The sequence below is a fragment of the Exiguobacterium qingdaonense genome, assembly GCF_018617855.1.
GTDB classification, from domain to species: domain Bacteria; phylum Bacillota; class Bacilli; order Exiguobacteriales; family Exiguobacteriaceae; genus Exiguobacterium; species Exiguobacterium qingdaonense.
In genome coordinates this window covers 26,726-52,478 of sequence record NZ_JACSKY010000006.1, presented here as the reverse complement: position 1 = coordinate 52,478, position 25,753 = coordinate 26,726, and the positions used below count along the sequence as shown (strand labels likewise).

General features: G+C 49.7%; 29 protein-coding genes and 1 pseudogene. 12 read left to right on the top strand and 18 right to left on the bottom strand.

Translation table 11 applies throughout. The annotated features are described in order from the left end of the window. Positions 1–77: 77 nt before the first annotated feature. From KNP00_RS08575 to KNP00_RS08565, 3 genes are read right to left on the bottom strand one after another with little or no spacing between them, the layout of a single operon-like run. Positions 78–1,205 (bottom strand): DUF418 domain-containing protein, encoded by a 1,128-nt coding sequence (locus KNP00_RS08575; RefSeq protein WP_215144183.1) that lies wholly within the window; start codon positions 1,203–1,205, stop codon positions 78–80. Positions 1,206–1,225: 20 nt separating this feature from the next. Continuing rightward, positions 1,226–2,779 (bottom strand): ABC-F family ATP-binding cassette domain-containing protein, encoded by a 1,554-nt coding sequence (locus KNP00_RS08570; RefSeq protein ID WP_215144181.1) that lies wholly within the window; start codon positions 2,777–2,779, stop codon positions 1,226–1,228. A 60-nt stretch (positions 2,780–2,839) separates the two neighbouring features. After that, a complete protein-coding gene (locus KNP00_RS08565; RefSeq protein WP_215144179.1) occupies positions 2,840–3,448 on the bottom strand; it encodes an NAD(P)-dependent oxidoreductase in 609 nt (202 codons plus the stop codon). A gap of 241 nt (positions 3,449–3,689) precedes the next feature. Here KNP00_RS08565 and KNP00_RS08560 point away from each other — a divergent pair, with 241 nt between their 5' ends. Both KNP00_RS08560 and KNP00_RS08555 read left to right on the top strand, forming a co-directional pair. Continuing rightward, positions 3,690–4,337 carry an NAD(P)H-binding protein gene (locus KNP00_RS08560; RefSeq protein WP_215144177.1) on the top strand — a complete coding sequence of 216 codons (648 nt, stop codon included), beginning with the start codon at positions 3,690–3,692 and terminating at the stop codon, positions 4,335–4,337. Then, positions 4,334–4,726 (top strand): RDD family protein, encoded by a 393-nt coding sequence (locus KNP00_RS08555; protein ID WP_215144175.1) that lies wholly within the window; start codon positions 4,334–4,336, stop codon positions 4,724–4,726. Before KNP00_RS08560 ends, KNP00_RS08555 begins: the two co-directional genes overlap by 4 nt. Before the next feature lie 20 nt (positions 4,727–4,746). On the opposite strand, the gene KNP00_RS08550 is transcribed toward KNP00_RS08555, so the two are convergent. Next, complete coding sequence (locus KNP00_RS08550; RefSeq protein WP_215144173.1) at positions 4,747–6,012, bottom strand: purine/pyrimidine permease; 1,266 nt, start codon at positions 6,010–6,012, stop codon at positions 4,747–4,749. Positions 6,013–6,085: 73 nt separating this feature from the next. Between KNP00_RS08550 and KNP00_RS08545 the strand changes: the two genes are divergently transcribed. Continuing rightward, entirely contained in the window at positions 6,086–6,790 is a 705-nt protein-coding gene (locus tag KNP00_RS08545; protein ID WP_215144171.1) for an alpha/beta hydrolase, read from the top strand. Positions 6,791–6,825: 35 nt separating this feature from the next. On the opposite strand, the gene KNP00_RS08540 is transcribed toward KNP00_RS08545, so the two are convergent. From KNP00_RS08540 to KNP00_RS08530, 3 genes are all read right to left on the bottom strand, one after another. After that, entirely contained in the window at positions 6,826–8,004 is a 1,179-nt protein-coding gene (locus tag KNP00_RS08540; RefSeq protein ID WP_215144169.1) for an MFS transporter, read from the bottom strand. 116 nt (positions 8,005–8,120) lie between these two features. Beyond that, a complete protein-coding gene (locus KNP00_RS08535; protein ID WP_215144167.1) occupies positions 8,121–8,912 on the bottom strand; it encodes an endonuclease/exonuclease/phosphatase family protein in 792 nt (263 codons plus the stop codon). A gap of 51 nt (positions 8,913–8,963) precedes the next feature. Further along, positions 8,964–10,592 carry a PTS transporter subunit IIBC gene (locus KNP00_RS08530; RefSeq protein WP_215144165.1) on the bottom strand — a complete coding sequence of 543 codons (1,629 nt, stop codon included), beginning with the start codon at positions 10,590–10,592 and terminating at the stop codon, positions 8,964–8,966. 228 nt (positions 10,593–10,820) lie between these two features. Between KNP00_RS08530 and KNP00_RS08525 the strand changes: the two genes are divergently transcribed. The 3 genes from KNP00_RS08525 to KNP00_RS08515 all read left to right on the top strand — a co-directional run bounded on the left by KNP00_RS08525 (position 10,821) and on the right by KNP00_RS08515 (position 12,647). Then, on the top strand, positions 10,821–11,585 hold the full coding sequence (locus tag KNP00_RS08525) for a TrmH family RNA methyltransferase (RefSeq protein ID WP_215144163.1): 765 nt from the start codon (positions 10,821–10,823) through the stop codon (positions 11,583–11,585). Between the two features lie 57 nt (positions 11,586–11,642). Next, positions 11,643–12,101 carry a GNAT family N-acetyltransferase gene (locus tag KNP00_RS08520; RefSeq protein ID WP_240542800.1) on the top strand — a complete coding sequence of 153 codons (459 nt, stop codon included), beginning with the start codon at positions 11,643–11,645 and terminating at the stop codon, positions 12,099–12,101. A gap of 87 nt (positions 12,102–12,188) precedes the next feature. Continuing rightward, positions 12,189–12,647, top strand: a complete 459-nt coding sequence (locus tag KNP00_RS08515) for a hypothetical protein (protein ID WP_215144161.1) — start codon at positions 12,189–12,191, stop codon at positions 12,645–12,647. A gap of 627 nt (positions 12,648–13,274) precedes the next feature. Here the strand turns inward: KNP00_RS08515 and KNP00_RS08510 are convergent. After that, positions 13,275–13,772 carry a hypothetical protein gene (locus KNP00_RS08510; RefSeq protein WP_215144159.1) on the bottom strand — a complete coding sequence of 166 codons (498 nt, stop codon included), beginning with the start codon at positions 13,770–13,772 and terminating at the stop codon, positions 13,275–13,277. A gap of 108 nt (positions 13,773–13,880) precedes the next feature. On the opposite strand from KNP00_RS08510, the gene KNP00_RS08505 reads away from it, so the two are divergent. Further along, a complete protein-coding gene (locus KNP00_RS08505) occupies positions 13,881–14,537 on the top strand; it encodes a TVP38/TMEM64 family protein (protein ID WP_215144157.1) in 657 nt (218 codons plus the stop codon). 30 nt (positions 14,538–14,567) lie between these two features. Here the strand turns inward: KNP00_RS08505 and queF are convergent, their stop codons facing one another. Genes queF through queC form a run of 4 tightly spaced genes read right to left on the bottom strand, consistent with a single transcriptional unit; the run spans position 14,568 to position 16,859 of the window. Further along, complete coding sequence (gene queF / locus KNP00_RS08500) at positions 14,568–15,056, bottom strand: preQ(1) synthase (protein WP_015880473.1); 489 nt, start codon at positions 15,054–15,056, stop codon at positions 14,568–14,570. 11 nt (positions 15,057–15,067) lie between these two features. Next, positions 15,068–15,778 carry a 7-carboxy-7-deazaguanine synthase QueE gene (queE, locus tag KNP00_RS08495; protein ID WP_215144155.1) on the bottom strand — a complete coding sequence of 237 codons (711 nt, stop codon included), beginning with the start codon at positions 15,776–15,778 and terminating at the stop codon, positions 15,068–15,070. Beyond that, on the bottom strand, positions 15,760–16,218 hold the full coding sequence (queD, locus tag KNP00_RS08490; protein WP_015880475.1) for a 6-carboxytetrahydropterin synthase QueD: 459 nt from the start codon (positions 16,216–16,218) through the stop codon (positions 15,760–15,762). Before queD ends, queE begins: the two co-directional genes overlap by 19 nt. After that, the gene (queC, locus tag KNP00_RS08485; RefSeq protein ID WP_215144153.1) at positions 16,215–16,859 is read right to left on the bottom strand and encodes a 7-cyano-7-deazaguanine synthase QueC; all 645 of its coding nucleotides are present in this window, start codon (positions 16,857–16,859) and stop codon (positions 16,215–16,217) included. Before queC ends, queD begins: the two co-directional genes overlap by 4 nt. Positions 16,860–17,076: 217 nt before the next feature. Here queC and nhaC point away from each other — a divergent pair, with 217 nt between their 5' ends. From nhaC to KNP00_RS08465, 4 genes are all read left to right on the top strand, one after another. Next, positions 17,077–18,453 (top strand): Na+/H+ antiporter NhaC, encoded by a 1,377-nt coding sequence (nhaC, locus tag KNP00_RS08480; protein ID WP_215144151.1) that lies wholly within the window; start codon positions 17,077–17,079, stop codon positions 18,451–18,453. A gap of 82 nt (positions 18,454–18,535) precedes the next feature. After that, a complete protein-coding gene (locus KNP00_RS08475; protein ID WP_215144149.1) occupies positions 18,536–19,120 on the top strand; it encodes a DNA-3-methyladenine glycosylase in 585 nt (194 codons plus the stop codon). A gap of 82 nt (positions 19,121–19,202) precedes the next feature. Next, entirely contained in the window at positions 19,203–19,715 is a 513-nt protein-coding gene (locus KNP00_RS08470) for a type 1 glutamine amidotransferase domain-containing protein (protein WP_215144147.1), read from the top strand. A 165-nt stretch (positions 19,716–19,880) separates the two neighbouring features. Continuing rightward, the gene (locus KNP00_RS08465; protein WP_215144140.1) at positions 19,881–20,951 is read left to right on the top strand and encodes an MFS transporter; all 1,071 of its coding nucleotides are present in this window, start codon (positions 19,881–19,883) and stop codon (positions 20,949–20,951) included. A gap of 269 nt (positions 20,952–21,220) precedes the next feature. On the opposite strand, the gene bshB2 is transcribed toward KNP00_RS08465, so the two are convergent. Genes bshB2 through pdxK form a run of 3 tightly spaced genes read right to left on the bottom strand, consistent with a single transcriptional unit; the run spans position 21,221 to position 23,119 of the window. Beyond that, complete coding sequence (gene bshB2 / locus KNP00_RS08460; RefSeq protein ID WP_215144139.1) at positions 21,221–21,871, bottom strand: bacillithiol biosynthesis deacetylase BshB2; 651 nt, start codon at positions 21,869–21,871, stop codon at positions 21,221–21,223. Beyond that, positions 21,868–22,239, bottom strand: coding sequence for a YojF family protein (locus tag KNP00_RS08455; RefSeq protein WP_215144137.1), 372 nt, complete (start codon positions 22,237–22,239; stop codon positions 21,868–21,870). Before KNP00_RS08455 ends, bshB2 begins: the two co-directional genes overlap by 4 nt. Positions 22,240–22,294: 55 nt before the next feature. Further along, positions 22,295–23,119 carry a pyridoxine/pyridoxal/pyridoxamine kinase gene (gene pdxK, locus KNP00_RS08450; RefSeq protein ID WP_215144135.1) on the bottom strand — a complete coding sequence of 275 codons (825 nt, stop codon included), beginning with the start codon at positions 23,117–23,119 and terminating at the stop codon, positions 22,295–22,297. 186 nt (positions 23,120–23,305) lie between these two features. On the opposite strand from pdxK, the gene cbpA reads away from it, so the two are divergent. After that, on the top strand, positions 23,306–23,941 hold the full coding sequence (gene cbpA, locus KNP00_RS08445; RefSeq protein WP_215144133.1) for a cyclic di-AMP binding protein CbpA: 636 nt from the start codon (positions 23,306–23,308) through the stop codon (positions 23,939–23,941). A gap of 65 nt (positions 23,942–24,006) precedes the next feature. Here the strand turns inward: cbpA and KNP00_RS08440 are convergent. The 3 genes and pseudogenes from KNP00_RS08440 to KNP00_RS08430 form a co-directional block, all read right to left on the bottom strand. Next, positions 24,007–24,165, bottom strand: a pseudogene (locus KNP00_RS08440) (IS3 family transposase); the annotation flags it as partial. Positions 24,166–24,286: 121 nt separating this feature from the next. After that, positions 24,287–24,805 carry a GNAT family N-acetyltransferase gene (locus tag KNP00_RS08435; protein ID WP_338082268.1) on the bottom strand — a complete coding sequence of 173 codons (519 nt, stop codon included), beginning with the start codon at positions 24,803–24,805 and terminating at the stop codon, positions 24,287–24,289. A gap of 63 nt (positions 24,806–24,868) precedes the next feature. After that, on the bottom strand, positions 24,869–25,753 hold the full coding sequence (locus tag KNP00_RS08430; protein ID WP_215144130.1) for a diacylglycerol/lipid kinase family protein: 885 nt from the start codon (positions 25,751–25,753) through the stop codon (positions 24,869–24,871).

The following is a 25,753-nucleotide window of genomic DNA, read 5'->3' as shown; positions in this document are numbered from 1 at the left end:
TGGCCTCGAGCGGAACTGCAGACGTTCATACGTCTGCAGTTTTTGTTTGAAAAAAGACCGGACAATAAAGTCCGATCTTAAGACGATTTCGTTTGGCGTCCGTATGTTCCGAGACGCCATAGTTTCTCAAACGGTCCATAACGGTGATCTTTTAGCCACCACATCGAGAAGAACGATTGGGCAATCAAAATGGCGATGCTGAGGAATAGACCTTCGGTTAATGAAAGCGTCCCGTACGCCCCGAGTGCGATCACTGGCAAGACAATGATCAACGTATGTGTCAAATAGTTCGTGAGTGCCATTCGTCCGAGCGCTTGAAGCGGGGCGAACGTGCGACCTTTTCGAACGGCGATGGTGAACAGACAGACGTATGTCGTAGCGAGTAGCTTTCCGGAAACGAGAACGGCAACGAGATTTACCCAGTAATATGCCTCGCCTTGACCGTAATGGTGCCAGATGATGATCCCGAAAAATGGCAAGGTGAACAGGGCACATATTATCGCAGTTCGAGTTAGTCCTTGAATCGACCATGTGAGAAGCTTTCGTTCGCGTCCAATATAAAGACCGAACAAGAACAAGCTTAAAATTTCAATGCCCACAAGGAGTGAATTCGACATGGCAGTGAATATCTCAATTTGTAGACGGTAGTCGAACCAAGTACCGAATCCCATATTATAGGGTGTCGGGAATGGGGCCCCGCTATTGAAGTCACCCCCATTTGCCCATTCTACAAGCGCCGATGATCCATAAAACAAGAAGAAACTCCCAATCAGTAATCCCCACGCCCACGCCAGAATGGCGCGGTTGCTCAATCCGTAAAAGAGGGGAAGCAACAAGCCCCACATGGCGTACGTATGGAGGATATCTCCTGACCAAATCGCCAAGTGCGCGAGACCGAACAAGAAGAGAATCAAAATCCGGCGTATGTAACGACTGATCGATTCGCCACGAGCGTAAGAACGCTCGAGGAAAATCGAAAAGCCGATCCCGAATAGAAGGGAGAAAATCGTATAAAACTTCGTCTGGACGAACAAGTCGAAGAGTGTCCGGACGAATAGATCGCTCCCCGCATAGTCAGGGCGACCGAACATCCAGTCGCTCCCGAGCATACTCGGGATATTGACGAGGAAAATGCCGCAGAGGGCAAACCCTCGGATAATGTCATACAAGATAATCCGTTCATTCGTTTGAATTGGGCCAGCCATACGACACGTCCTTTACTGAATTAGAATACTTTCGTCGTCCACGACTCACAGTTCCAGACATCTGTGACGATATCCTCATAGAATTCTGGTTCGTGACTGATGAGGAGGACGCTTCCTTTGTACTCTTTCAACGCACGCTTCAACTCTTCCTTCGCGTCGACGTCCAAGTGGTTCGTCGGCTCATCGAGTAAGAGCAAGTTCGTTTCGTTGTTTAAGAGTTTGCAGAGGCGGACTTTCGCCTTTTCACCACCACTGAGGACAGAGATTTTACTTTCAATATGCTTCGTCATGAGTCCACACTTCGCGAGCATCGCGCGCACTTGCTGTTGGTTAAGTGACGGGAACTCACTCCAAATCTCTTCGATACATGTGTTGTTGCTCGTTGCCGCTTCCTGTTCGAAGTAACCCATTTCAAGAAACTCACCGCGTTCGACTGTTCCTTCAAGCGGATTGATCAATCCGAGTAAGCTCTTTAAGAGCGTCGTCTTCCCGATTCCGTTCGCTCCGACGAGGGCGATTTTTTGACCGCGCTCCATCTGAAGGTCGAGCGGACGTGAGAGCGGCTCGTCGTATCCGATGACGAGACCTTTCGCATCAAAGATGAGTCGTCCCGACGTACGGGCCTGCAAGAAGCGGAATTCCGGTTTCGGACGCTCCGCACTCAATTCGATGACATCCATCTTATCGAGTTTCTTCTGACGAGACATCGCCATATTTCGTGTCGACACGCGCGCCTTGTTTCGGGCGACGAAGTCTTTCAAATCCGCGATCTCGGCTTGTTGGCGCTTATAGGCGGCTTCAAGCTGGGAGCGTTTCATCTCATACACTTCCATGAACTTGTCATAGTCCCCGACGTAGCGGTTCAACTCTTGGTTTTCCATATGGTAGACCAAGTTGATGACACTATTTAAGAACGGGATATCGTGTGAGATCAAGATGAAGGCATTGTCATAGTTTTGGAGATAGCGTTTCAACCACTCGATATGCACTTCATCCAAATAGTTGGTCGGCTCATCGAGGAGCAAGATATCTGGCTTCTCCAAAAGCAACTTCGCGAGCAATACTTTCGTACGCTGTCCACCTGACAAATCCGTGACGTCACGGTCGAGACCGACATCTAAAATGCCGAGACCGCGTGCGACTTCTTCTACTTTCGCATCGATGATGTAAAAGTCGTTCGAGTCGAGCGTCTCTTGAAGTTCACCGACTTCTGCGAGCATGTCTTCCATCTGTTCAGGTGTCGCGTCGCCCATCTCCATGTAGAGTTTGCCGATGCGCGTCTCCATGTCGATCAAGTATTGGAATGCGCCTTTCAAGACGTCCCGAATCGTCATCCCGCGCTCAAGCACCGCGTGTTGATCGAGGTAACCGACACGGACGTTTTTCGCCCATTCAATTTTCCCTTCATCCGGTTGCAGTTTGCGTGTGATGATGTTCATGAACGTCGATTTTCCTTCACCGTTCGCTCCGACGAGGCCGATGTGCTCCCCTTTTAAGAGGCGGAAAGAGACATCGTTCAAAATCGCGCGGTCACCAAAGCCGTGGCTCAAGTTTTGTACCGTTAATATACTCATAATTCGTTTTCGTTCCTTTCAAAGTAAACTACCCGATATTGTAGCATGAATCCAATCAAATTAGTACGCCAGTCCGACTGACTCTCGTACGTGTTCTTGTTCTTCAATCGTATGAAGCATGAACTGGGCGACGTCTGCCCGTGAGATGTGTTTCCCGTTCTCTGGTACTTCGTCGATGGCCGTGCGATACGTCGAGGTGCGAGGACCGTCCGTCAATTGCATCGGTCGTACGATCGTATAGTCGAATGACGAATTTCGCCATAAGTCAACGGCCGCCCGATGATCGCGGAGGGGTTTCCGAAGCATGAACGTAACGGCCTTCCCGGCAAGTCCCGGAATCTCATTGTCGATTCCCGCTGAAGCGAGATAGATGATACGTGAAACTTTGTTCGCCTTCATCGCGGGGACGAGCTTGTCTGTGACACTCGCTAAAAAGTCTGGGTCGCTCAAATCCGTTCCGAGACAACTGACGACCGCATCGTGACCATGCATCGCTTCAGTCAATGCGTCGACATCATATAAGTCGCCTTCGATGATTTCGAGTTGTGGCGTCCGAATCAGCTTTTTCTGTTCACGAACGAACGCGGTGACATCATGACCGTGCTCGATGGCTTGATCGATGAACTGATGTCCGGTCCGACCGGTTGCGCCTAATACGAATAACTTCATAAGGGCAGGGCTCCTCTCTCATATCCAATAGTTACAGTATACAGCAGTTTCGGAAAAATCGGACATGTCACCGTCTCCTCCTATCTCATCAATCTGATTATTGAAACAGTCGAATCATTTCCTTCCATCGCACGGAACGGTTTCTTTCGCATGATGGACCATTTCCGTCCCAGGACAATCATTGCCGAGGAACGACAAGTCAGCTAGACTGAAGGAAACAGTAGTCTAGGAGGAGTCACGAATGGGGAAAACTGCACTTGTCGTAGGCGCGACCGGCTTGATTGGCCGCGAATTGGTTGAACAGTTGTTAGAGAGTGACCGTTATGATGCGGTCTGGATTGTCGTCCGTCGCTCAAAGCGATGGAGTCATTCAAAGCTTCATGAAGTCGTTGGTTTTGAAGAGATGGATGCGGCACTTCCGCACATCGACGACGTGTACTGTGCGCTCGGTACGACGATTGCGGTCGCCGGTTCACAGGAGGCATTCAAACAAGTCGATTTAGAATTGCCACTTGAAGTTGCTCGTGTCGCCAAGGCGCATGGTGCGACACGTTATGTGGTCGTATCGGCACAGGGTGCGTCTTTACGTTCATCCTTCTTTTACAATCGCGTCAAAGGGGAGCTCGAGAACGCGTTACGCGTCTTCAACTTCCATCACTTGATTATCGCGCGCCCGTCTCTATTACTCGGAGAGCGTGATTCATTCCGACTTGGAGAGAAGGCGGCCGAGGTCGTCAGTCGACCGTTCCAGTCACTTTTACTTGAGAAAACACCTGAAGTCGCGCCGATTCAAGCGCTACACGTCGCACGTGCCTTAATCATGGCGTCTGAAGAGGGCGAAGGGATCGAAGTGTTGACGTCGGGGATGATGCAAAGGATGAGCCGATGAATCCATTGACAAAGAAACGAACGAAAGCGGTCTTGATTGATAGTGTCATCGCAGGGCTCGTCAGTTATGGTGTTGAACTAATCGTGAGAAAGAAAGTGAAGAGTGAGTTCGTACATGCGGTCGTCACACCGACACTGCTCACGTATGCAATGGAAGCCTGTCAAATGAGTCGAGGCGGACAGACGATCGGGTATAGATTGATGGGGCTCGAGTTGAAAAATGATGATGGTACGGCTGTCACGGCGAAGCAGGCGTTCCAGCGCGCTGTCTACCGCGATACGAAGTCATCGATTCGTTACTTTAAAGACCGTGCGCATTTTGAACAAGAAGAAGGCGCCGTGTTACCACATGACGCCCGATACGATATGCATGTACGCGAAAAGAACTGACCATAGGCCAGTTCTTTTTTTCAATCCTTGATTTTACTCAAAATGGCTGTCGTCAAGGCGACGATCGTTCCGAGGACGAGCCCGTTAGAGAAGACGGTCGCAAGGAGCGGCGGCAAATCATTCATCGAACCTGGCGGGAGGAGCATCGCCCCGGCACCAATGACGAGCGGAAGTCCGACCGTGAGGGAAGCCGTCGATTGTTTTAATTCAAAGGCAGCCTCATTGATTCCGATAATCATCATCGTCGCAATGAGTGGTGTCACGATCGCATAGCCGACAGCAGCCGGAATGCTTGCAATCAACGAAACGAATGGACCGATGAGCGCTAGTCCCATCATGAGGGCATGGGCAATCAAATGAGGGGCGCGCTGGACGCTCTCCGTCGAAGAGAGGAATCCGGCCGTCCCTGAGATGGCGACAGGACCCGGTGTCCCGAACAGACCAGCCACGATTTGACTGACACCACTAACGACACCGGACGCGGGGACATTCCCTTTCACTTCTCGTTTTTCACGAGAACTGATAATCCGCTCAATCAACTTGATGTTCGCGAGCACATTCGTCATGAGAAGTAGCGTGATGACGAACGCGGTCGGCAACAAGTTCCAGTCCCATACCCAATTACCGAACGGAAGGAGGTCTGGTACGAGGAAGAACGATTCTGAACGGACGACTGGATTCCCAAGATCGAGCAAATTGAACAGACCGAACCCGACGAGTAACGTCATGACGAGTCCATATTGTTTGAATCTGCTTTGCTCGAGCGTGAGCGCAAACAAGACGAGACCTGCCGTCGCGACGGCCTGAATAATGTTGATCCCGTCTTCCGTCACCCCGAAGCCACCTTTAATGACGGCCCCTGATAACTGGAGGACGAGTAAAATCATATAGACGCCGAGCACTTGTGGTGTAAAGAGGGATAGCATTCTTCTTAATATACCGGTGACGGTCAACAACACACCGAGGACACCGCTTAAGAACAACATAAATCCGAGCGCTTGTAACGTTTCCTGCTGACTTCCGTAAAGAGCGGGACCGATGGATGCGTATAGGGTGAAGACACCCCACCATATGCCTGCGGGTCCTTCAAGGATCGGAAGACGATGACCGAGTAACGTCTGGACGATGCTAAAGAGTGCGAAGATGAAGAGTGAGCGAGATATGAAGGTCATCGTCTCATTTGGTGACAGTTCGAACAAGGCGGCGATGGAAAGTGGTGGTACAATATTTGTAGCTAAAATAAAAATAAACCACTGAATCGTCGTGGTTACATTGCTTTTGGTCATGGTGTCCCCCTGATCATGCTTTTTCTTATTAGTGTAACGTTATGATGAAGTGGATGCAAATGGAGGCTATATAATGAAGAAATTCTTCAAGTGGGCTGCACTCTCGATCATAGGAATACTTGTCATCGCGGTAGCTGGATTTTTGATTTGGACACAATTCACGTATGGACCGACCGATGAAGCGACGCAGTATGCAACAGAGGGGACAGTGGTCGACGACCGTCTCGAATTCGGAGACACGACGAGTGAGGTTGGGGTCATTCTTTATCCAGGGGCGAAAGTCGAGAAAGAGGCGTATGCCTATTACGGAACACGATTAGCGGAAGAAGGGGTCTTTGTTGCCATTCCATCACTTCGTCTCAACTTAGGTATTTTAGACATCGATGCAGCAGCCCCGATTATCGAGGCGCATCCGGAGATTGAACGCTGGATCGTGGCCGGTCATTCGCTCGGAGGTTCGGCTGCATCGGGGTACGCGCTTGAGCATCAGGAACTGGTGGAGGGTGTCATTTTCCTCGCCTCGTATCCAATCAGCTCGATGGTCGATAGTGACTTACGCGTGTTATCGATTTCCGGTGAATTGGATGGGCTCGCCGTTCCGGAAGATATCGAAGCAAGTCGAAGCGACCTCCCTGACGATAGTCAGTTCGTACAAATTGAAGGTGGGAACCATGCGAATTTTGGAATGTATGGTCCACAAACAGGAGATCAGGAAAGCCCGCTCACATCAAAAGAGCAATTGGACGAGGTGCTATCAGCGATTCTTGAATGGTTATGAAAAAGCGTGTGCACCTTCATCGAGGTGCACACGTTTTAGCGTCGGTCAAGCGAATAACTGACCGCAGTCAACCCGGCTGTCACGAGGGCTACAAGTCCACCGACGAGAGCGAGTGTCATGATGGGGCTCGTCGCATAGACGACACCACCGAGAGCGGACCCGATCCCGATTCCGACATTACTCGCAACCGGCATGAGTGACGAGGCGAGACCTTTGGCGTTCGGGTTGAACTTCTCCGCCAAATCGATCAAATAAATTTGAGTCGATGTCGTCAATAAAATTGCCATGAACGACATGAGGGCGATATTAAGGAGACCGAGCGTCACATTCGATGTCGTCACGAATAGCGCAGCCAAGACAAACGCCTGGACAAGAAACACGAACCGTAAGCGCCCGATCGGATTATGATTAGCAATCTTACCGGCAGCGATATTACTGAAAATCGAGATGAATCCGTAGGCGAATAAAATCGGACTGACCCAAGCGATCGGAACACCGAGGACATCTTTTAAAATAGGCACGAGATACGTGTAGCCAACATACGTTGCTCCGAAACCGAACGCGGGAATCAAGAAGGCGATTAAGATGCGAGGGTTCGTCAGTAATGCTAACTGTTCGCGGAGTGATGCCTTGTCTTGAGACAACTGGTTTGGCAAGACACGGTAGATGGCGATCCAGGCGACCGCACCGAGCACGGTCGTCAAGAGGAATGTTGATTCCCAGCCTGTCCGTTGTCCGATCAGCGTCCCAATCGGCACACCGAACACGTTAGCCATCGTGAATCCACCAAAAATAAAGGATACGGCGATACCACGTTTTGCCGGAGGGACACTTTCGCTGGCGACGAGCATGGCAAGTGAAATCAAGACACCAGTGGCAACGGCCGTCAGCATGCGTAAGACGAGGAGCCATTCATACATCGGTGCCAGACTGCTCAACAAGTTCAGGACAGTGAAGAAAATCGTCAAGCCAAGCATCAATTTACGTTTCGGTAGATGGCTTGTCAAAGACATCGTGATTGGTGTTCCAATGGCAAAGCTGATGGCGAATGCGGATACGAGACTCCCCGCTGTCGCAATGGAAATCGATAAGCCGCTTGCGATATCAGGTAAAATGCCAACAATGACGAATTCACTCGTTCCGAGAACGAACGTCAATAAGGATAGGGATAAGACTAGAGTCCAGTCGCTTCGACTGAGCGAGCTCGTCTTCATGTGCAAACCCTTCTTTCTATTTTATCTTTAGTAGTTAGACATCAGTCTTCTATCACGTTACAAGATTTTCTCCAAAAGAAAAACCCTTTTCTCCCATGGAGGAAGAAAAAGGTGAATCAGCGCCAAAACACAGTGGCTTCGACACCGGCGTGGTCAGAGACGATGGGGCCGTTCTCGCCATCGAAGACGACGGCATGTCGAGAGACGTGAATCGGGGCGTTCGTCAACATTAAGTCGATGCGGAGTGATTTTTTATTCTCATCCCACCCTGCGATTTTCCCTTGAACGGTCGCTTCGCCTTCCCGTTCCGTTGCGAGATGGAACAAGTCCTGGAGTCCGTTGTCCATCAAATAATCGTATCCTTCTCCACGGATGAAGGCATCGTTATTGAAGTCACCGAGTAAAAGGGCGTGATCATCATGCTCGACACGCCGCAACAGTTCGTCGAGTTGATGCTTCACCGGTTCCTCTTCGTCGTGCCACCATCCGAGATGACATGAGTAGACGGTCGTCGGCGCCCCGACTCCTTCAATCACGGCTTTGACAATTTTACGCGATTTGTAGTTGTTTGGGTCCGTTGTCTTAGAGACGAAGAACGATTCTGTCGAGAGGAATGGTGTACGTGACAAGATGGCGACTCCTTCCTCATAAATATCATATCCATAATGGGCAAAGTCCCATGTCATATGATAATGAAGGTCTACCTCTTTTAGGCGCTCGACGAGGACGTGGGCAAAATTGTTCTCACGGATATTCTCCAAGATGAGAGGGGCTTCTTTATGTTGATTGACTTCTTGAAGCGCAATGAGGTCGTACTCTTCGCTCGCGATCCGTTCGACGATGGCATCAATTTTCTCCTGTTGACGGTCTTCTAACCAGGCATGACAATTGAGCGTTAAAATATTCACGATAGTCCTCCTTTAGAAAAAGGCCAACTCTCGAACGAGTTGGCCATTAGATTATGCACCGATGACATCTTGAATGTCTGATTTCAATACGTCGGCTTTCGGGCCATAGATGGCTTGGACTCCACGATCTTTCACGATCAGTCCCATCGCGCCATTTTTCTTCCACTCTTGCTCATCTGAGACAAGTGTGATGTCTTTGACGGTCACACGAAGACGAGTCATACATGCATCGACATCTTCAATGTTTTCTTCCCCACCGAGAAGTGTGATAATCCCCATGACTTGCTCGTTACCTGTCACGGATGATTTCTCTGTCGTTTCTTCCATGTAGTTCCCGTTACGTCCTGGCGTCGGTAAGTTCATCTTCTTGATGAAGAAGTTGAACACACCGAAGTTAAGGAAGAAGAACACGACGGAAACGAGGATGAAGTTGATTAAGTCTTGAAGTAATCCCGCTTTCACGATCATCGGGATGCGCGTCAATAATTCAATCGCACCGAAGGCATGGACGCGGAGGTCGATGATATCTGCCAATGCAAAGGCGGCACCGGCCATAAGCGCATAGACGACATAAAGGACTGGCGCGACGAACATGAACATGAACTCGATTGGTTCTGTGACACCTGTCAAGAAGACGGCGAGTCCAGCTGATAGGAACATCGGCTTGTATTGTGCCTTCTTCTCCGCATCAACGTTGCGATACATCGCATACGCGGCACCAATCAAGGCAGCGAATGACAAGATGACTTGACCGACTTTGAAGCGGGCCGGAACGACATCAGCGAGAAGGGCGTTGTATGCGGCTGTATCACCGGCAGCACGTAAGTTGACGAGGTCCGTTACCCATGCCAACCAGAGCGGGTCTTGCCCAGCGACGACCGATCCAGCTGTCGCCCCAGTTAAGATTGTATACGTCCCACCGAGCTCCGTATAGTTCATTGGTACAGTGAGCATGTGGTGTAAGCCGAACGGTAAGAGGAGACGTTCGAGCGCACCGTAAATGAACGGAGCGAGGACCGGAGCCGTGTTACGTGATGTCGCAATCCACTCACCAAAGCTGTTGAGTGCACCTTGAATCGTTGGCCATACAATCGATAAGACAATCGCGGCAACGACCGAACCAAGGATGACGACGAATGGTACGAAGCGCTTCCCATTAAAGAACGAGAGGGCGTTCGGTAACTTGTTGAAGTTGTAGAAACGGTTGTAAAGGGCACCACCTAGGAAACCGGCGATGATCCCGACGAACACACCCATGTTGAGGGCAGGTGAGCCGAGTACAGATGTGAAGTAGTCAGCAACGACAAGGTTTGCACCGAAGAGTGACTCGATTGTCGCTTCCGGATCTTGAAGCATGGCCCCGTTGACACCGAAGATGGCACCTGTGACGCGGTTGATCAAGATGAAAGCGAGGAGTGCTGCGAACGCACCGCCTGCACGATCTTTTGCCCACGAACCACCGATTGCGACCGCGAAGAGGATATGTAAGTTGACGATGATTCCCCAACCTAAGTCTTCAATGATGCGAGCGGTTGTTAGAAGAATCCCGACATCTCCTGCAGACATTCCAATCAGTTTTCCGATGGAAATCATCAAACCGGCAGCTGGCATGACGGCGATGACGACCATCAATGCTTTCCCGAGTTTCTGCCAGAAATCGAATGAGATCAATTGTTTCATATTATACGCTTCCTTCCTGTGAGGGAATTTTTCTAATTTTTATCTCTACCAATAGTGCAATCGCTTGCATTAATGATTGTAATCGATTGCATAGATTCATGCAACCGTTTTCGCAAATTTATTTACTTTTATTTTCCAATAAAAGAATGAAGGAATGGATGTATGGGGTGAACTTGTCAGTCGGATTGAATCTAGCTACAATATGATAGGTTGAAGGGAGCGAGAAAGATGGGTTGGAGACAGACCACATCTGCTTTGACGAAAGAAGAGCAGATTGAACTAAAAGAAGAGTTGTTACAAAAGGGTGTATTGCGAAGAAATGATCTTCCTCTTTACGAGATGCTCATGCCTGACCGGGTCAAGCGGATGTATGAAGTGTTGAATATACGAACGAACCACATCACGATTTTGACGGAAGGTGTGGACGACCCGCACAACCAATCGGCCGTCTTACGTTCGGCCGATGCGTTCGGGGTGCAGACATTGCACGTCGTCGAAGGACGCGCGAAGTTTAAACCGAACTCGATTATCGCCAAAAGTGCCGACCGCTGGGTGGACGTCGTGGAGCATGGATCGATTGAAGAGGCGATTGACGTGTTAAAGGAAAAGGGCTATCAAGTGTATGCGACGGCATTGAGTGAGGAGGCGATCCCGCTCGAAGAAGTCGATGTATCAAAGCCGACGGTCCTTCTATTCGGGAACGAACATAGTGGTGTATCGGAAGCCGCACTCAAGAAGGCGGACGGGAATTTTGTCATTCCGATGCAAGGGTACGTACAAAGTTTGAACATCTCGGTTGCTGCCGCGATTTCATTATATGATGTCACGACACGGTCGCGACACATCGTGACGGACGGCTATGAACTGCCTGTTGATGAGCAGGCAAGGATTTTCAAGGATTGGATGATCAAAAGTTTACCGAAACGTACGCTTGGTCTGTACAAGCAAAAAGGTGTCACGGCTTTTGAGCGGGAGACAGGAAAAACGGAATGAATGGCGAATGGAACAGACGTACGGAATTTTGTCCATAAACTGAAAGGGGATGGAATGATGAGTACGACGAGTTCATTTATCGTAAAAGATGTGACGAACAATTTTAAAGATTTTGAAGAGGATTTCTTCGGACTGTATCGCACGTTGTATGGTGACCTTGATCAGTTGCGCTTCAAAGAGCGCCTATATCGTCACGCCAATCCGTTAGTGTTGCTGGCTTTTTCAGAAGATCAGTTGGTCGGCTTTAAAATCGGTTATGAAGCAGAGCCTTATCGGTTTTATAGCTGGGCGGGCGGCGTACACCCGGACTTCCAAAAGCACGGCATCGGCCGCAAGCTGATGGATACGCAACTCGAATGGGTCGAAGCGCAAGGTTTCCATTCGATTCGAACGAAAGCACGTAATACGAACAAAGGGGTCATCATCCTGAACCTTCTTTGCGGGTATGACATCATGGGCGCCTACACAGAAGACGGCGAGCCGCGCATCATGATGGAGAAGCAATTGAACAGTTGAATCGATGCCGCGGTCTTGTGATCGCGGTTTTTTTGATGAAACCGATTCTGCTGAATGAACGTACATAAAGAAAAGGGGGAATGTAGGATGTCAGTTTTAGAATTTGGGGCGGATCCATTTTTCAGTATCATGAATTTACTCTTTCCAATAATCTTCTTCGCCATTGTTGGATTTATCGTATTCGTCATCGTTAAATCAAGTCGGAGTTATTCCAAGACATCGAACACCTTGAAAGATTTACAGGGATTTGCCTCACAGTTAGCCGATTATCCGAGTGACGACGCGGCCGAGCGATTGGCAGACTATTTACGGGGCGTCGATTCCTTCACGATTGAACGGACGCGCATGGAACCGTTCCGTGTCGCGCTCGGATGCTATCAATTGGTGATGGAGTCAAGCTCGGTTCGCGAGGAGACGAAAGAGCGGGTCGGTCGTCAATACAAGCGTCTCGGGATTTTGGACGGGGAGAGGTTTGCTGATGAAGCACCTCCACGTAGCCGTTCCTCATCGAGTCATCACGATATTCATCACAATCACCATATGTAAAAGCGAAGGAATGATTCCTTCGCTTCAGCTTGTTGACTAACATGAATCATATCGCTCGCCTGTCCGACGCCCACGCTTTCCGCAGGCAATCCCGGAGCCGCATCGCGACCTAGGTCGCTGCTGGGTCTCCGTCGGATTGCAATCCTTTCGGAGTCGGGGCGCCGTCGGGCGAGCAACGCAAACGGTCGTCATCTGGCGGCCGTTTGTCTTTTTCTAAGGCCTCGACGGCCAAAAAAAAAGCTCGGTACATACTTTGAATCGATGTATCAAGGGGAAGGGAAGGGAAACGCCGAGCCCGCCCGTCATCGATCCCGAAATCATCCTCCTCGGGCCGCCGTTCAACATCCGTTCCGTTCGTCAGACCGTGAAGGATGGATGGTGTCGACTTGTTGATTATCAGATCCGCCCCCTGTGTGTTCTTCTCACACCATTATGTGGGGGTGACCGAGAACGGGCAGGCGAGACTCCTGAGGGAATAGCAAGCAAAGGGAGACCCAGCAGTGACGCAGTCGCGATGCGGCTCCCTGCTTGCCCCTAGGAAAGCGAGCCGTGTCCGGATTTGGCATAAAAAAGACATTGGACCTATACTTTGTCTACAGTCTGAAGCGAAGGGACCCCTTCGCTTTTTTACATATATCGTGAAGCATCAAAGTCAATATCGGTTTGAACACGGACGGTCCGAATGGCACTTTCGATTCGAATGGCCCGCTTCTTAATATCGCGTGCTTTCAAGCGATATAGCTCTGGGTCATATAGGGCATGTTTGATCACGGCGACCCCGTGTACGTATTCTTTCTTCGGACGAAGCGACAGCTTCTCATAGAGCCGCGCCTGAACACGCAACTGAACAGCGAGCTCGATTGCCTCTACGAGCGGGAGTGGACCGTCATGTGTATCAACGATGGCTTGAACGTTCGCCTCTTGAATGAGCCGGTCGAGCTGGCGTAGGTCTAGACGGATGTGTTCAAGTTCCATTTCGATGTCTTGAAGGGAGCGAGACTGAATCGTCGGAATGGATTCAGTCGCTTCAAGCGAGATGAACGCCACGTGTTCAATCTCTTCGGTCAATGTATCGATTTGCTCATGGAGCAACTGTTTCAATGTTAGGGCATCTGCAAGGTTCATACGGATTTCCTCCTTATGCTTTTTCTAACCGTACCACATCGGGATGGCTGAAAAAAGGTGGATGACATCCTGGATTAAGGGAATAATCAAATAGAGAGGAGGAGGACGATGAAGAAGTGGAAAGTACAATGGATGATCGCACTCATCCTACTCCTATTCGGGACGGCGACGTTTCTTTATCAGTGGATTGACGTCAGCCCAGGCGATATTCGAGATTACATCATTCGATTCGGATGGTTGGCTCCTCTCATTTACATCTTGCTGTTCACCGTTCGTCCGCTCATCCTATTTCCGACATCGGTCTTGTCGGTCGCCGGTGGCTTGGCGTTCGGAATGTTACCAGGTGTCATCTATACCGTCATCGGGGCGACATTGAGTGCCCTGGTCGCTTATTACGTGGCAATCTATTTCGGTGACCGCTTCTTGCATCACTTCGAATCAAAAAATTATGAAGCCATTCAACACAAAATCGAAGAGGACGGCTTCTTTTATGTCCTCATCTTACGACTCATCCCACTCGTCAATTTTGATTTGGTCAGCTATGCTTCCGGTCTGGCGAAAGTAAACGTAACGGCATATTTGTTCGCGACCGTCGTCGGTATGGTCCCTGGGGCGTTCGCGAATAACTTTCTTGGAAGCAGTATCGCGAGCGGGGATTGGGAGCTCATCGCATTGGCATTTGGGATCATGCTCGTGTTGACGCTCATCGCAACGGTGTTCCGCGAACCGATAAAGCGCCAGATTCATCGCTATCAAAAAAAGTAGGCGACTCCAGATGGAGCGCCTACTTTTCAGTTACCGGTTATCAACTGTTTCTGGATACAGGTCATGGTTGAACAGACGATGTTCTGCCATTTTTTCATACTTCGTGCCCGGTTTTCCATAATTGTAGTACGGGTCGATCGAGATGCCGCCGCGGGGCGTGAATTTCCCCCACACTTCGAGATAGCGGGGCTCCATCAATTTCACGAGGTCTTTCCCGATGACGTTGATGCAGTTCTCATGGAAGTCACCATGGTTACGGAAGCTAAACAAGTACAACTTCAACGACTTCGACTCGACGAGTTTCTCATCCGGGATGTATGAGATGTAGATCGTCGCAAAGTCGGGTTGGTTCGTGATCGGGCACAACGATGTAAATTCAGGTGCGTTGAATTTAACGAAGTAGTCGTTCTCCGGATGACGGTTCGGGAACGCCTCGAGGACGTCAGGTGTATATTCAAAAATATAAGGGACGCTCTTCTGTCCGAGGAGCGAGAGGTCTTGTAAGTCTTCTGGTCTCATGTTCATTCTCCTTAGACGCCACGTTCGTTGGCGTACAGTAATGTGTGTAGTTGTGGCAAGACGCGGACGCTTTGCCATGACGGGTCGCGTGCGACGTCTTCCCATAGTTGTTTCAAGCGACGGAGCTGGGCATCGGTGATGTCTCCGTCCGCACCAGGCTCTGGGTTACCGGCCGACAAATACATGACGTCCGGTAAGTAGCGCTGTTGCACTTCTTTCGCATAGGCGAGGTCCACCTCATCAAAGACAGCGACTTTGAATGTCGTCTGCTCCGGGCGTAACCGTTCGACGATGTCGTCGAGTTGTTCCCAGTTCGTCTTCATACCAGACGACGGGGGCTTCGGGCTGAGGGTCACGTCATCGATTTGTGTGAGCCAGTCTTGATAGCGGCTACCTTGCGTCTCGACAGCGAGTGTGACACCACGTTCTTTCAATTTCACGACGAGGCCTCCCATAGCTGCGATGAGAAGCGGATTGCCACCCGAGATGGTGACGTAATCGTACGTACCGAGTGCATCCAGGCGAGCGATGACCTCATCGGCTGTCAGCATGTCCGGTTTTTCTGAACCGTCCCACGTGAAGGCGGAATCGCACCACGAACAGCGATAATCGCAACCGGCGGTCCGGACGAACATCGTCTTTTGTCCGATGGCCCGGCCTTCGCCTTGGAAGGTCGGTCCGAACACTTCAAGAACAGGAATTTTCACGATTCCACCAACCATTCACGGCGGAACTCAGCGTAAGACGTCGGCGTTTCATACAGACGGACGAACTCGACACGGACGTCGCGTTCATTCGGCAAGTGTGTCGCCAACTGTTCAAAAATCCAATAGCACATGTTTTCTGCAGTTGTATTCATATAAGGGAGTGACTCGTTCAAATAGCGATGGTCGAGATATGGCTCAAGCTCTTCTTTGAAGATCTTTTTCAAGTCACCAAAGTCGAGCGTCATCCCGCGATTGTCGAGAAAGCCGCTGACACCCATTTGGAGCTTATACGTATGACCATGAAGAGCACGACATTTGCCATCATAATCAAATAGATGGTGCGCCGCGTCGAACGTCACTTCTTTGACGATTTGAACGCGATGCGGACAGTATATGAGCGATCCTTCTTGCTTTGATTCGACACTGGTCGGAGCGAGGAATGGAGCATGTTTCATACGCGCACCTCCTCGTAGGCTGTCAGTCCGTTTTGACGAAGAATACACGCCGGACATTCTCCACAACCTGAACCGATGACACCGTTGTAGCAAGTGAGCGTGCGTTCTTTGACGTAGTCGAACGCACCGAGCGCGTCGGCGAGTGCCCACGTCTCTTTTTTATCGAGCCACATGAGCGGTGTGTCGATGACGAATGGATAATCCATCGCTAAATTGAGTGTCACGTTGAGTGATTTGATGAACTGGTCTCGGCAATCCGGGTAACCTGAAAAGTCCGTTTCACACACACCTGTCACAATGTGATGCATACCGAGTTGTTTGGCCATGACGGCCGCAAATGATAAGAATAGATGGTTGCGTCCATCGACGAACGTATTTGGGACGTCCGCATTGTCGATGTCGAGATCGTGTCTCGTGAGCGCGTTCGATGTGAGTTGTCCGAGAAGGGACAAGTCGAGGATGTGGTGTGGGACATCGAGTTCTGCCGCAATTTCTTTTGCGACCTCGATTTCCGCATCATGGCGTTGACCGTATGCGAACGTCACCGCCTCCACATGGGAGAATTGTTGTTTTGCCCAAAACAGGCAAGTGGTTGAATCTTGGCCACCACTAAAGACGACCAAAGCTTTTTCGTGTTGCATGAAGCACACTTCCTTTTCGCTAGTTTTGATGTCGGAGGAGGTTACGAACTCCGGAGGTCACCCTCAAGCATATAATTTATCATAAAAAGACGTTTGACAGGGAGAAAGGAAGCGAGTATAGTAAAAAACATCACTGACATGCTTTTGTGCATAAAAGCGTTTAAGCGGTTAGGCGAAATAATGAATGATTAGCTTATAACGAAAGGAGGGGACGTCGATGCAGATGAAAGGAAAAGAAGCTGTATTCGTCGTGTTGATGAGCGGGATCACCTTGCTCGCACTGATGTTTTTGGCCAAAGCGACGCCACATATGGCGATTTTTGGCACAATGGTAATGGTAGGTGGATACGCGTATTATCGTTCACGCGACTTCAAACAGATTGAAACGGCGATGATCAACGGGATCCGTGAAGCGATCATGCCGGTATTGATTTTGTTGTTGATCGGGATGCTCATCGGAGTATGGCAAATGTCCGGGACGGTCGCGACGATCCTCTCCATCGGTCTAAATACAATCTCTGCTGAATGGTTCTTACCAAGTGTCTTATTGATCACGATGATCGTCTCGACCTTCACAGGAAGTGCGTTTACAACCGTCGGGACGGTCGGTGTCGCCTTATTCGGAATCGGGACGGCACTAGGGATCTCACCGGCACTCGCCGCAGGTGCGATCGTGTCGGGTGCCCTCTTCGGGGACAAGATGAGCCCGTTGTCGGATACGACAAACTTTGCGCCGGCAGTGGCGGGTGTCAAACTGTTCGACCACATTCGCTTCATGATGGGGACGACGATTCCAGCGTTCATCATCACATTGATATTATTCACGTTCCTCGGAAGAAGCGGTCAAACTGCTGACACGACACAAATCGCAGAAGCGCAAGCCGCACTAAGCGGACGATTCGACCTCTCATGGCTCACGTTGATTGCCCCGGTCCTTGTCGCAGTGCTCGCGTTCCGGCGCATGCCGGTCTTGCCGACGATGCTCGTCGGGATGTTCGCCGGTGTGTTGACGGCCGGTTTCGTTCAAGGCAACTGGAGCATCTCGAACTGGCTCGGTGTCATGCAGTCTGGCTTCAAGTCAGGTGTCGAGAACGAGACGATTGCGACGGTACTCGATCGTGGGGGTCTTGAATCGATGCTCTGGTCGGTCAGTCTCGTCTTGATCGCCCTTGCATTCGGAGGCTTGTTACGTGAACTCGGTGTGTTCCAAGCGATCGTCGAATCGTTGCTCGAGCGTTTGAAATCACCAGGGAGCTCTGTTTTATCGGTCGTCCTTAGTTCAATCGGTGTCAACTTGCTCGCGGGAGAACAGTACTTGTCGATCCTTTTGCCAGGTCAGGCGTTCAAACAAGGGTTTATCGATCGCGGGATCGACCCACGCTACTTGTCACGGGCACTTGAGGACGGTGGAACTGTGATCAACCCGCTCATCCCTTGGGGTGTTTCTGGCGCCTTCTTCGCAGCGACACTCGGCGTGCCAGTATTGGAATACGCACCGTTCGCGTTCTTCCTCTGGCTCAGCCCGGTCTTCTCGGTTATTTTGGGATACGTCCGTTTGGGGAAGCAACGTGAATCACTCAAAATCGCATCATAACGAAAAGATGTCCTCGGCGAGGGCATCTTTTTTGTGTGTGAAACACGACTTTTGAGAAAATAATAAAAACGGAGGTGGAACCATGCAGCGACTCGATTTATCATTTTATGAACAACCGACACTCGATTTGGCGCGTGCCTTACTCGGAAAATATTTGGTGATGCGACATCCGGAAGGCGACATCATCGCAAAGATTGTTGAAACGGAAGCTTACCTCGGAGCCATCGACCGGGCGGCACACAGTTTCGGAGGACGCAGAACGAAGCGGACGGAAGTCATGTTCGGGAACCCGGGACATGTGTATACGTATCAGATGCATACGCACACGCTCCTGAACGTGGTCAGCGGACCGATCGGCACACCGGAAGCTGTATTGATTCGAGCCGTCGAACCGATTCAAGGGCAGCCCTTTATTGCGGCGAACCGTCCCGGGGTGAAACGATATGACCAAACGAACGGCCCAGGGAAGTTGACGAAAGCACTTGGAATCACGATGGATCTATACGGTCACTCGTTTCAACGAGACCCACTCTATCTCGCGGAAGGCGAAACGGGAGTAGCAATCGAGTCGGGTCCGCGCATTGGAATCCCGAACACGGGTGAGGCGCGCGATTATCCGTATCGCTTCTTTGAACGCGATAACCCGTACGTTTCAAAATTTCGTTGAATGCTTTTTGAGATGTTTAACTGATTCATGCCAGTGGAACAGTCCCTATGTGCATAAAACAAACAGAGGGAGTGTTTAGAATATGGCAAAAGTAGCAACGCTCATTACCGATATGTTTGAAGATGTAGAATTCACGGGTCCTCGTGACGCATTGGTGGAAGCGGGACATGACGTCGTGACGATTGAGAAGAAAGCGGGTAACACGGTGGAAGGAAAACAAGGCGAGGCGAAGGTAAACATCGATCAGGCGATTGACGATGTATCACCGGAAGATTTTGACGCGCTTCTCTTACCGGGTGGATTCTCACCTGACTTGTTGCGTGAAGACGAGCGCTTCGTCTCGTTCGCGAAATCGTTCATGGATGCGAAGAAACCCGTGTTTGCCATCTGTCACGGACCACAGCTGTTAATTACAGCGAAGACGTTAGAAGGGCGTGACGCGACCGGATACAAATCGATTCGAGTCGACATGGAGTATGCTGGTGCGAAATATACGGATCAAGAAGTTGTCGTCTGTCAAAATCAGCTCGTGACGAGCCGTCAACCAGACGACATCCCGGCATTCAATCGCGAGATTCTGAAGCTATTGAAATAACACGTCAACCACGAGAGAAATCTCGTGGTTTTTTTGTGTATTCGGGAATAGGAAGATAAGGAGGAGATTCAGATGAGAAAACGGGCACGTTCACCAAGTTAAGTTCGTCGAAATATCGTTTGGATAGGCTGGATTCGTTGGTTTGAAGGACTGATTCCCGCATATGTGATTGAACGATTGTTTTGGGAATCACGAGGCATCTCGATTCAAGAAGTTGTCTATTTAGAGATGGTATATGCACTCATCGTCGTGCTGTTGGAAGTGCCGACCGGTGTTTGGGCGGATCATACGGAAAGACGTCGACTCATTCAAATCGGTGTCGCGTTAGAATGGCTGTCGTTCTTGGTCATCTTGTATTCGTTCACGTTCATCGGCTTCTTTGTCGCCATCGGTTGTTCGGCTGTAGGGTCGGTCATTCGAAGTGGTGCGGAGAACGCCTTATTGTATGAGTCGTTACAGGAAAGCCATGATGCTTCATCGTTCGAGCGCATCCTCGGAAGACTGAACGCGATTGGGATTATGGCCGCTGTGACGGCAGCATGGAGTGGCAGTATGTTGGCTCAATACCTTCCATTGGAGTGGAACTACAGACTTTCAATTCTCAGTTTATTGATGGCGACCGTGTGTAGCTTATTTCTCGTTGAACCCGTTCACGGCGAAGGAGAAGACCGATTGACGTGGCGGCACTTGTTGAAAGGATTTCAATTTGTGTGGTCGCACACATCCCTTCGTAACGTCACCATCGGATTTTTGGCAGCCGTGTCCGCATTCAATTTCATCGATGAGTTCTGGCAACTGTATGCACGTGATGTATCCATCCCAATCTATTGGTTCGGTGCCATTTCAAGCGTCCTGCTTTTGATTCAGTTACCTGGTCAACTTTTTGCGGGGACGCTTATACGATTTGCGTCATCCGAGCGTTGGTTAAACGGTTTCGGTTGGTTAATGGGCGGTGGATTTCTCCTCGTCGGGTTGTTCCCGAGTCCGATTGGAATCGGTGTGATGGGACTCCTAGCTCTATTGTATGGTGCGATGGAGCCACTCTATTTTGGGCTCTTGCATCATCAGGTGCCTTCCGATATCCGAGCGACGACGGAATCATCTGTCTCGATGCTATGGCATCTCGGTATCCTTGTGTTAGGGTTTGTCTTTATTGTAGGAACGACAGCGTCGCTATTTTTGGCGTTCATCTTAATCGGGCTTGTCGTTTGGTTCGTTCATGCGACTATCCGCTAATCTTTACAGACATGGGTCATAAGCCATGTCTGTTTTTACGTCTTAAGGCGGACGAAAAAATTAAAAGAAGCGTGTATGCTTAGAACAATCAATTTGTGTAAAAAAAACAGAACACCAATCAAAGGTGCTCTGTTTGAAACCAATCGTTTGAAACGTTCGTAATTGTTAGAAGAGGTGAGGATATGGGACAAATCGTTGTCGTATTCGGAACGTTAATCGGTCTTGGAACCGTTGGGGCATTGCTTTATGTGACCCGTCTAGCCTACGAATCATGAAAATGAATAGTGATAGAAGCGCTCACGCTGGAGTAACTCCATGACGTGGGCGTTTTCTGCTTGATTGATTGCACGAAGAAGACCTTCCGTCTGGGAACGGTGAGCGAACAATGCGTCTTTTTTCTGTTCACTTTCTGCCGTCACGTCGACGATGACGTGTGGTTGTCCGAGTTCATCCTCGGTACGGTGATCGAATGCCACACCTAAGAATTCTGGACGCGACTCTCCCATTTCTTGCAGTGCTCGCACGACGGCACGTGCTGTCGCTTCATGGTCCGGGTGAACGGCGTATCCTGGATAGAACGAGATGACTGTTTCCGGCTTCACCTCGTCAATCAATGCGCGGAAGCGACCGGCGAGTTCTGCCTCATCCTCAAACTCGACGGTCTTGTCACGAAGCCCCCACATGCGCAGGTCTTCGATGCCCATCATGCGACATGCGTCCTCTAACTCATGTTTTCGGATCTTAGGTAGCTCTTCACGTGTCGTAAAGATAGGGGAACCCATATTACGCCCCATCTCACCAAGTGTTAAACAGACATAGGTGACCGGGAGACCCTTTTGACGATGTTGGATGATCGTTCCGGCTGAGCTGAACGCCTCATCGTCCGGGTGTGGGAAAATGACGAGTAATGGACCATTCATTGTTCTTCCACCTCCGATGCACCTTGCGGGAGCGGTTTGATATCGATATGAAGCGCACATGCCAGACGACCGAGGCGATCGTGCCCGGCGAGCAACAACTGTTCTTCGTGCATCTCATAGTCGGTCAATCCTTCGACATAGAGCCAGCCGTGGTCGAGTTTCAAACCGACACGATACGGACCATTTCCTTTGATTTGACCGATGCTGTATTCGATTTTGGCATTACGGATAAACATCCCGGCGTTATGAAAGTCCGGGTCATTATGTGTCGCATAGGCACCGTTTGTCGTCTCGACATGGACGAAAAGTGGTGTCGCGACGTGATTGTCTAAATATTGCTGAATGTGATCAGGTTGTATCGTTTTCACGTCTGTCCCTCCAATGGAAAGGATGACCCGAAACGCGTAGTCCCGGGTCATCTGTTTACGATTGTGTTGCTACTTTTTTGCGGTATCCGGTATGGTTCGTCGGTCCAACGTACTGGTTGAGACGGAATGAATGACGGACTGCTTCTGTAATAAACTCTTTTCCGATTTCAATCGCCTCTTCGACCGTATGACCGTTTGCGAGTGAGGCTGCGATTGCAGAAGAGAACGTACATCCGCCGCCGTGTGTGAAAGCGGGCTCGATTTTTTCGCTCTCGAGTAGGCGGAACTCGTTTCCGTCGTATAAGACGTCGAACGCGGTATCGAATCCGAGTTTGCCACCGACTTTGACAATGACAATCTCAGCACCGAGCTCATGAATCAAACGGGCGGCTTCTTTAATTTCATCCATCGTCGATGGTGTTTTGTCGAGGCCAGCGAGCATACGCGCCTCGAATAGGTTCGGTGTGATAATTTTCGCGACAGGAACGAGGTATTGGCGCATCGCGACCGCCACGTTCGGATCGAGAATCTCATCTGCACCTTTACATGCCATCACGGGGTCGACGACCGCGTTTTGAATGCCATACTCTTTAATTTTCCGTGCAGCGAGTTCGATGATTTCTGGCGTCGGGAGCATCCCCGTTTTTACTGCATCGACTCCGATTCCGGCGAGTACCGTATCGATTTGCTTCTCAATCAAAGTCGTGTCGATCGGAAAGACTTCGTGATTCCATGCGTTATGTGGATCTTGTGCCACGATGACAGTCAAAGCTGTCATTCCATATACACCGAGTTCTTCCATTGTTTTCAGGTCAGCTTGAATCCCAGCACCACCGCTCGTGTCAGAACCGGCAATCGTCAATGCTTTTTTCATCGTCATAATCGTCCATCCCCTTTGTCTGTTTGGATAGTTTCACTATAACGACTTTTTTGATTTCCGACAAATGCGACGATTAAAAGGCGTAATCATAATTTTTCAGGAAAAACATGCAGGATGTTCATCATATTTGGGGAATAATAATGAATAGGGTGTAGACCACTTTATTTTTGGCTAGGAGGAAAACGCATGTTAGTGCATAGTTTATGTATCCCTAAAAAGGATGTTGTCACCATCAGCGAAAAGGCAACATTGCGGGAAGCGCTTCATACGCTTGAAGAAACAGGATATCGCTGTGTACCTGTTTTAGATGAGACGGGAACATTTTTCCGAGGTAACATTTATAAGATGCATATGTATCGTCATGGAATGAACGGGGAAAACATGGACGATAACGTGATGACGCTCATTAAAAATACACAAAAGTATGTTCATGAATCCGATGGTTTCTTCGAAGTATTCTTCTCGATCAAAGAGTTACCATACATCGCAGTATTAAAAGATGAAAGCAATGAATTCTATGGCATTCTTCCACACGGTAAAATGCTCGGGATGCTCGAAGAAGCTTGGAGTCGTGACACGGGCAGCTACGTTTTGACGATTGCTCTAAGTGAACAAACCGGTGCGCTCGAAAAAATCACGAAGATTGTAAATAGATACACATCGATTGCAAGCTTAATGACGCTTGATGCAAAAAGTAAAGTGTTGCGTCGAGTGTTGATGACGTTGCCACCTGATTGTGACGAAGACATGAAAAACAAAGTAGTGGCCAAGCTCGAACAAAAAGGCTTCCGCATCGTTGAAGTTGAGAATTTAAACAATTGAGCAAACCCCTTCCACATCGTGAACTGCTCCCCGTCAAGTAGACAGGGCAAATAATGAAAACCAGCCTAGGCGGCTTGAGACCTGTATTCGACAGGGCTCAAGCCGTTTAGTCGTTTCTGGAGACGATCGTGGTTGTAAAACGATATGTAGGTCTCGATGGCCGTTGTGAGTTCGCTATAGGCCTGGAACTCGTGCAAGTAGTACATCTCCACTTTCAAGGCACCCTAAAAACTCTCGATTGAATGCCGACTTCTCGCCATAAAAAACACTCCCCAATCAGATAAACAGATTTGTTATTTCATCTGTCTACCTATTGGGGAGCAGTTCACCGCGTGGAAGGTTTTTTTAGTATAGCCGTTTCTCCATTCGAATGTCGGACCACAATTGACCGTCCCAATATGTGAACTGCTCGATTCGTCCGATTTCTTCATACCCACACTTCGTATAGAGGCGATGGGCCGCATGGTTGAAGGCGAATACGCCAAGTTCCATTCGAGGTGTTTGCTTGGCTCGCAATGTCTCTTCGAGCAAACGAAGAGCTTCCGTGCCGACGCCTTTCCCACGACCGGAGGTTTCTCCGATGACGAGACCGAGCCATGCTGTACCAGGTTCCTGTCGATACAGATGAGGTGGGTCATACATGACATTCATCTCACCAACTAAAAGGTCATCCACATATATAAGGAAAATGTCATGCGTCAGGAGACGTTCTGTTAAGTCTTCGAGTGTCATTTCGTGATAGGCGGTCAATTCTTCTTCAGAACGACATGGACGAATGAGATGTACAATCTCAGGATTGTTATTCCAACGATTGAATGTGTCGACGATATCGCCGGATGCGACTGTTAATGGAACAAGCGAAATGTTGATAGGTCATTCTCCTTTCTCGCTTGAACATATTCGTTCCAATTGACGTAAATCCTGCTTTTAGAGTGGCTTCAAAACGTTCAAGTGGCTCGGCAAAATAGTAAACGTGAGCGGTAAAGTGCCTCCTGTATCGCCATCCGCATTGACGGGAAGCGACTCAGACGAGGTCACGTTTACCCGTGTCGTACAAAACGAGGTGACGCTGTCCGTCTCTTTCAACTTTCCGGTGAAAAGGGCGGGAGTTAATTGGAGGGCGTCTTTTAGACCGAGCTCTTCAAATATATAAACGTGTAACAGTCCGTCGTTGAGTCGCGCGTCCGGCTCGAAGTTTTCAAACCCTCCGACGGAGTTCGTCAAGGCGATGACAGCGAGGTAAGCCTCTCCATCAAATTGACCGTCGGCGCTTTCGATCGTCAAATCATATGGGCTATGTTCGCGGAACGCTTTCACGCCCTCGATGAGGTAGGCGAATGGTCCCCACTTTGTCTTCTCTTCCACACTGACTTCATCGACTGCTTCAGCAATCAGTCCAATGGCGATAACATTCATAAAATAACCATTCTCAGACTTTCCAATATCCATCGGTGCCGGTGTAGCGTCACGAAGGGCTTCAATCGCTTTTTTAGGATTGTTTGGGATCTTTAGGGCACGGGCGAGGTCATTGACCGTTCCGAGCGGAATGATACCGAAATCAGGGCGATGGGTCATCTCGGCAAGCCCAGTTACGACTTCGTTCAAGGTTCCGTCTCCACCCATCGCAATAACGGCCTGATAGTGTTTTTGAGCCGCTTCTTTTGCGAAATGAGTCGCATCCTGCTCTTTCTCGGTGAATCGGATATCGACGTGTCCGTATCGTTCGCGTAATACCTCCTCCGCATATGTTGCGTGTTGCCTCCCCAACTCTTTTCCGGAAGAGGGGTTGATGATTAGCATGACTGTGTCCAT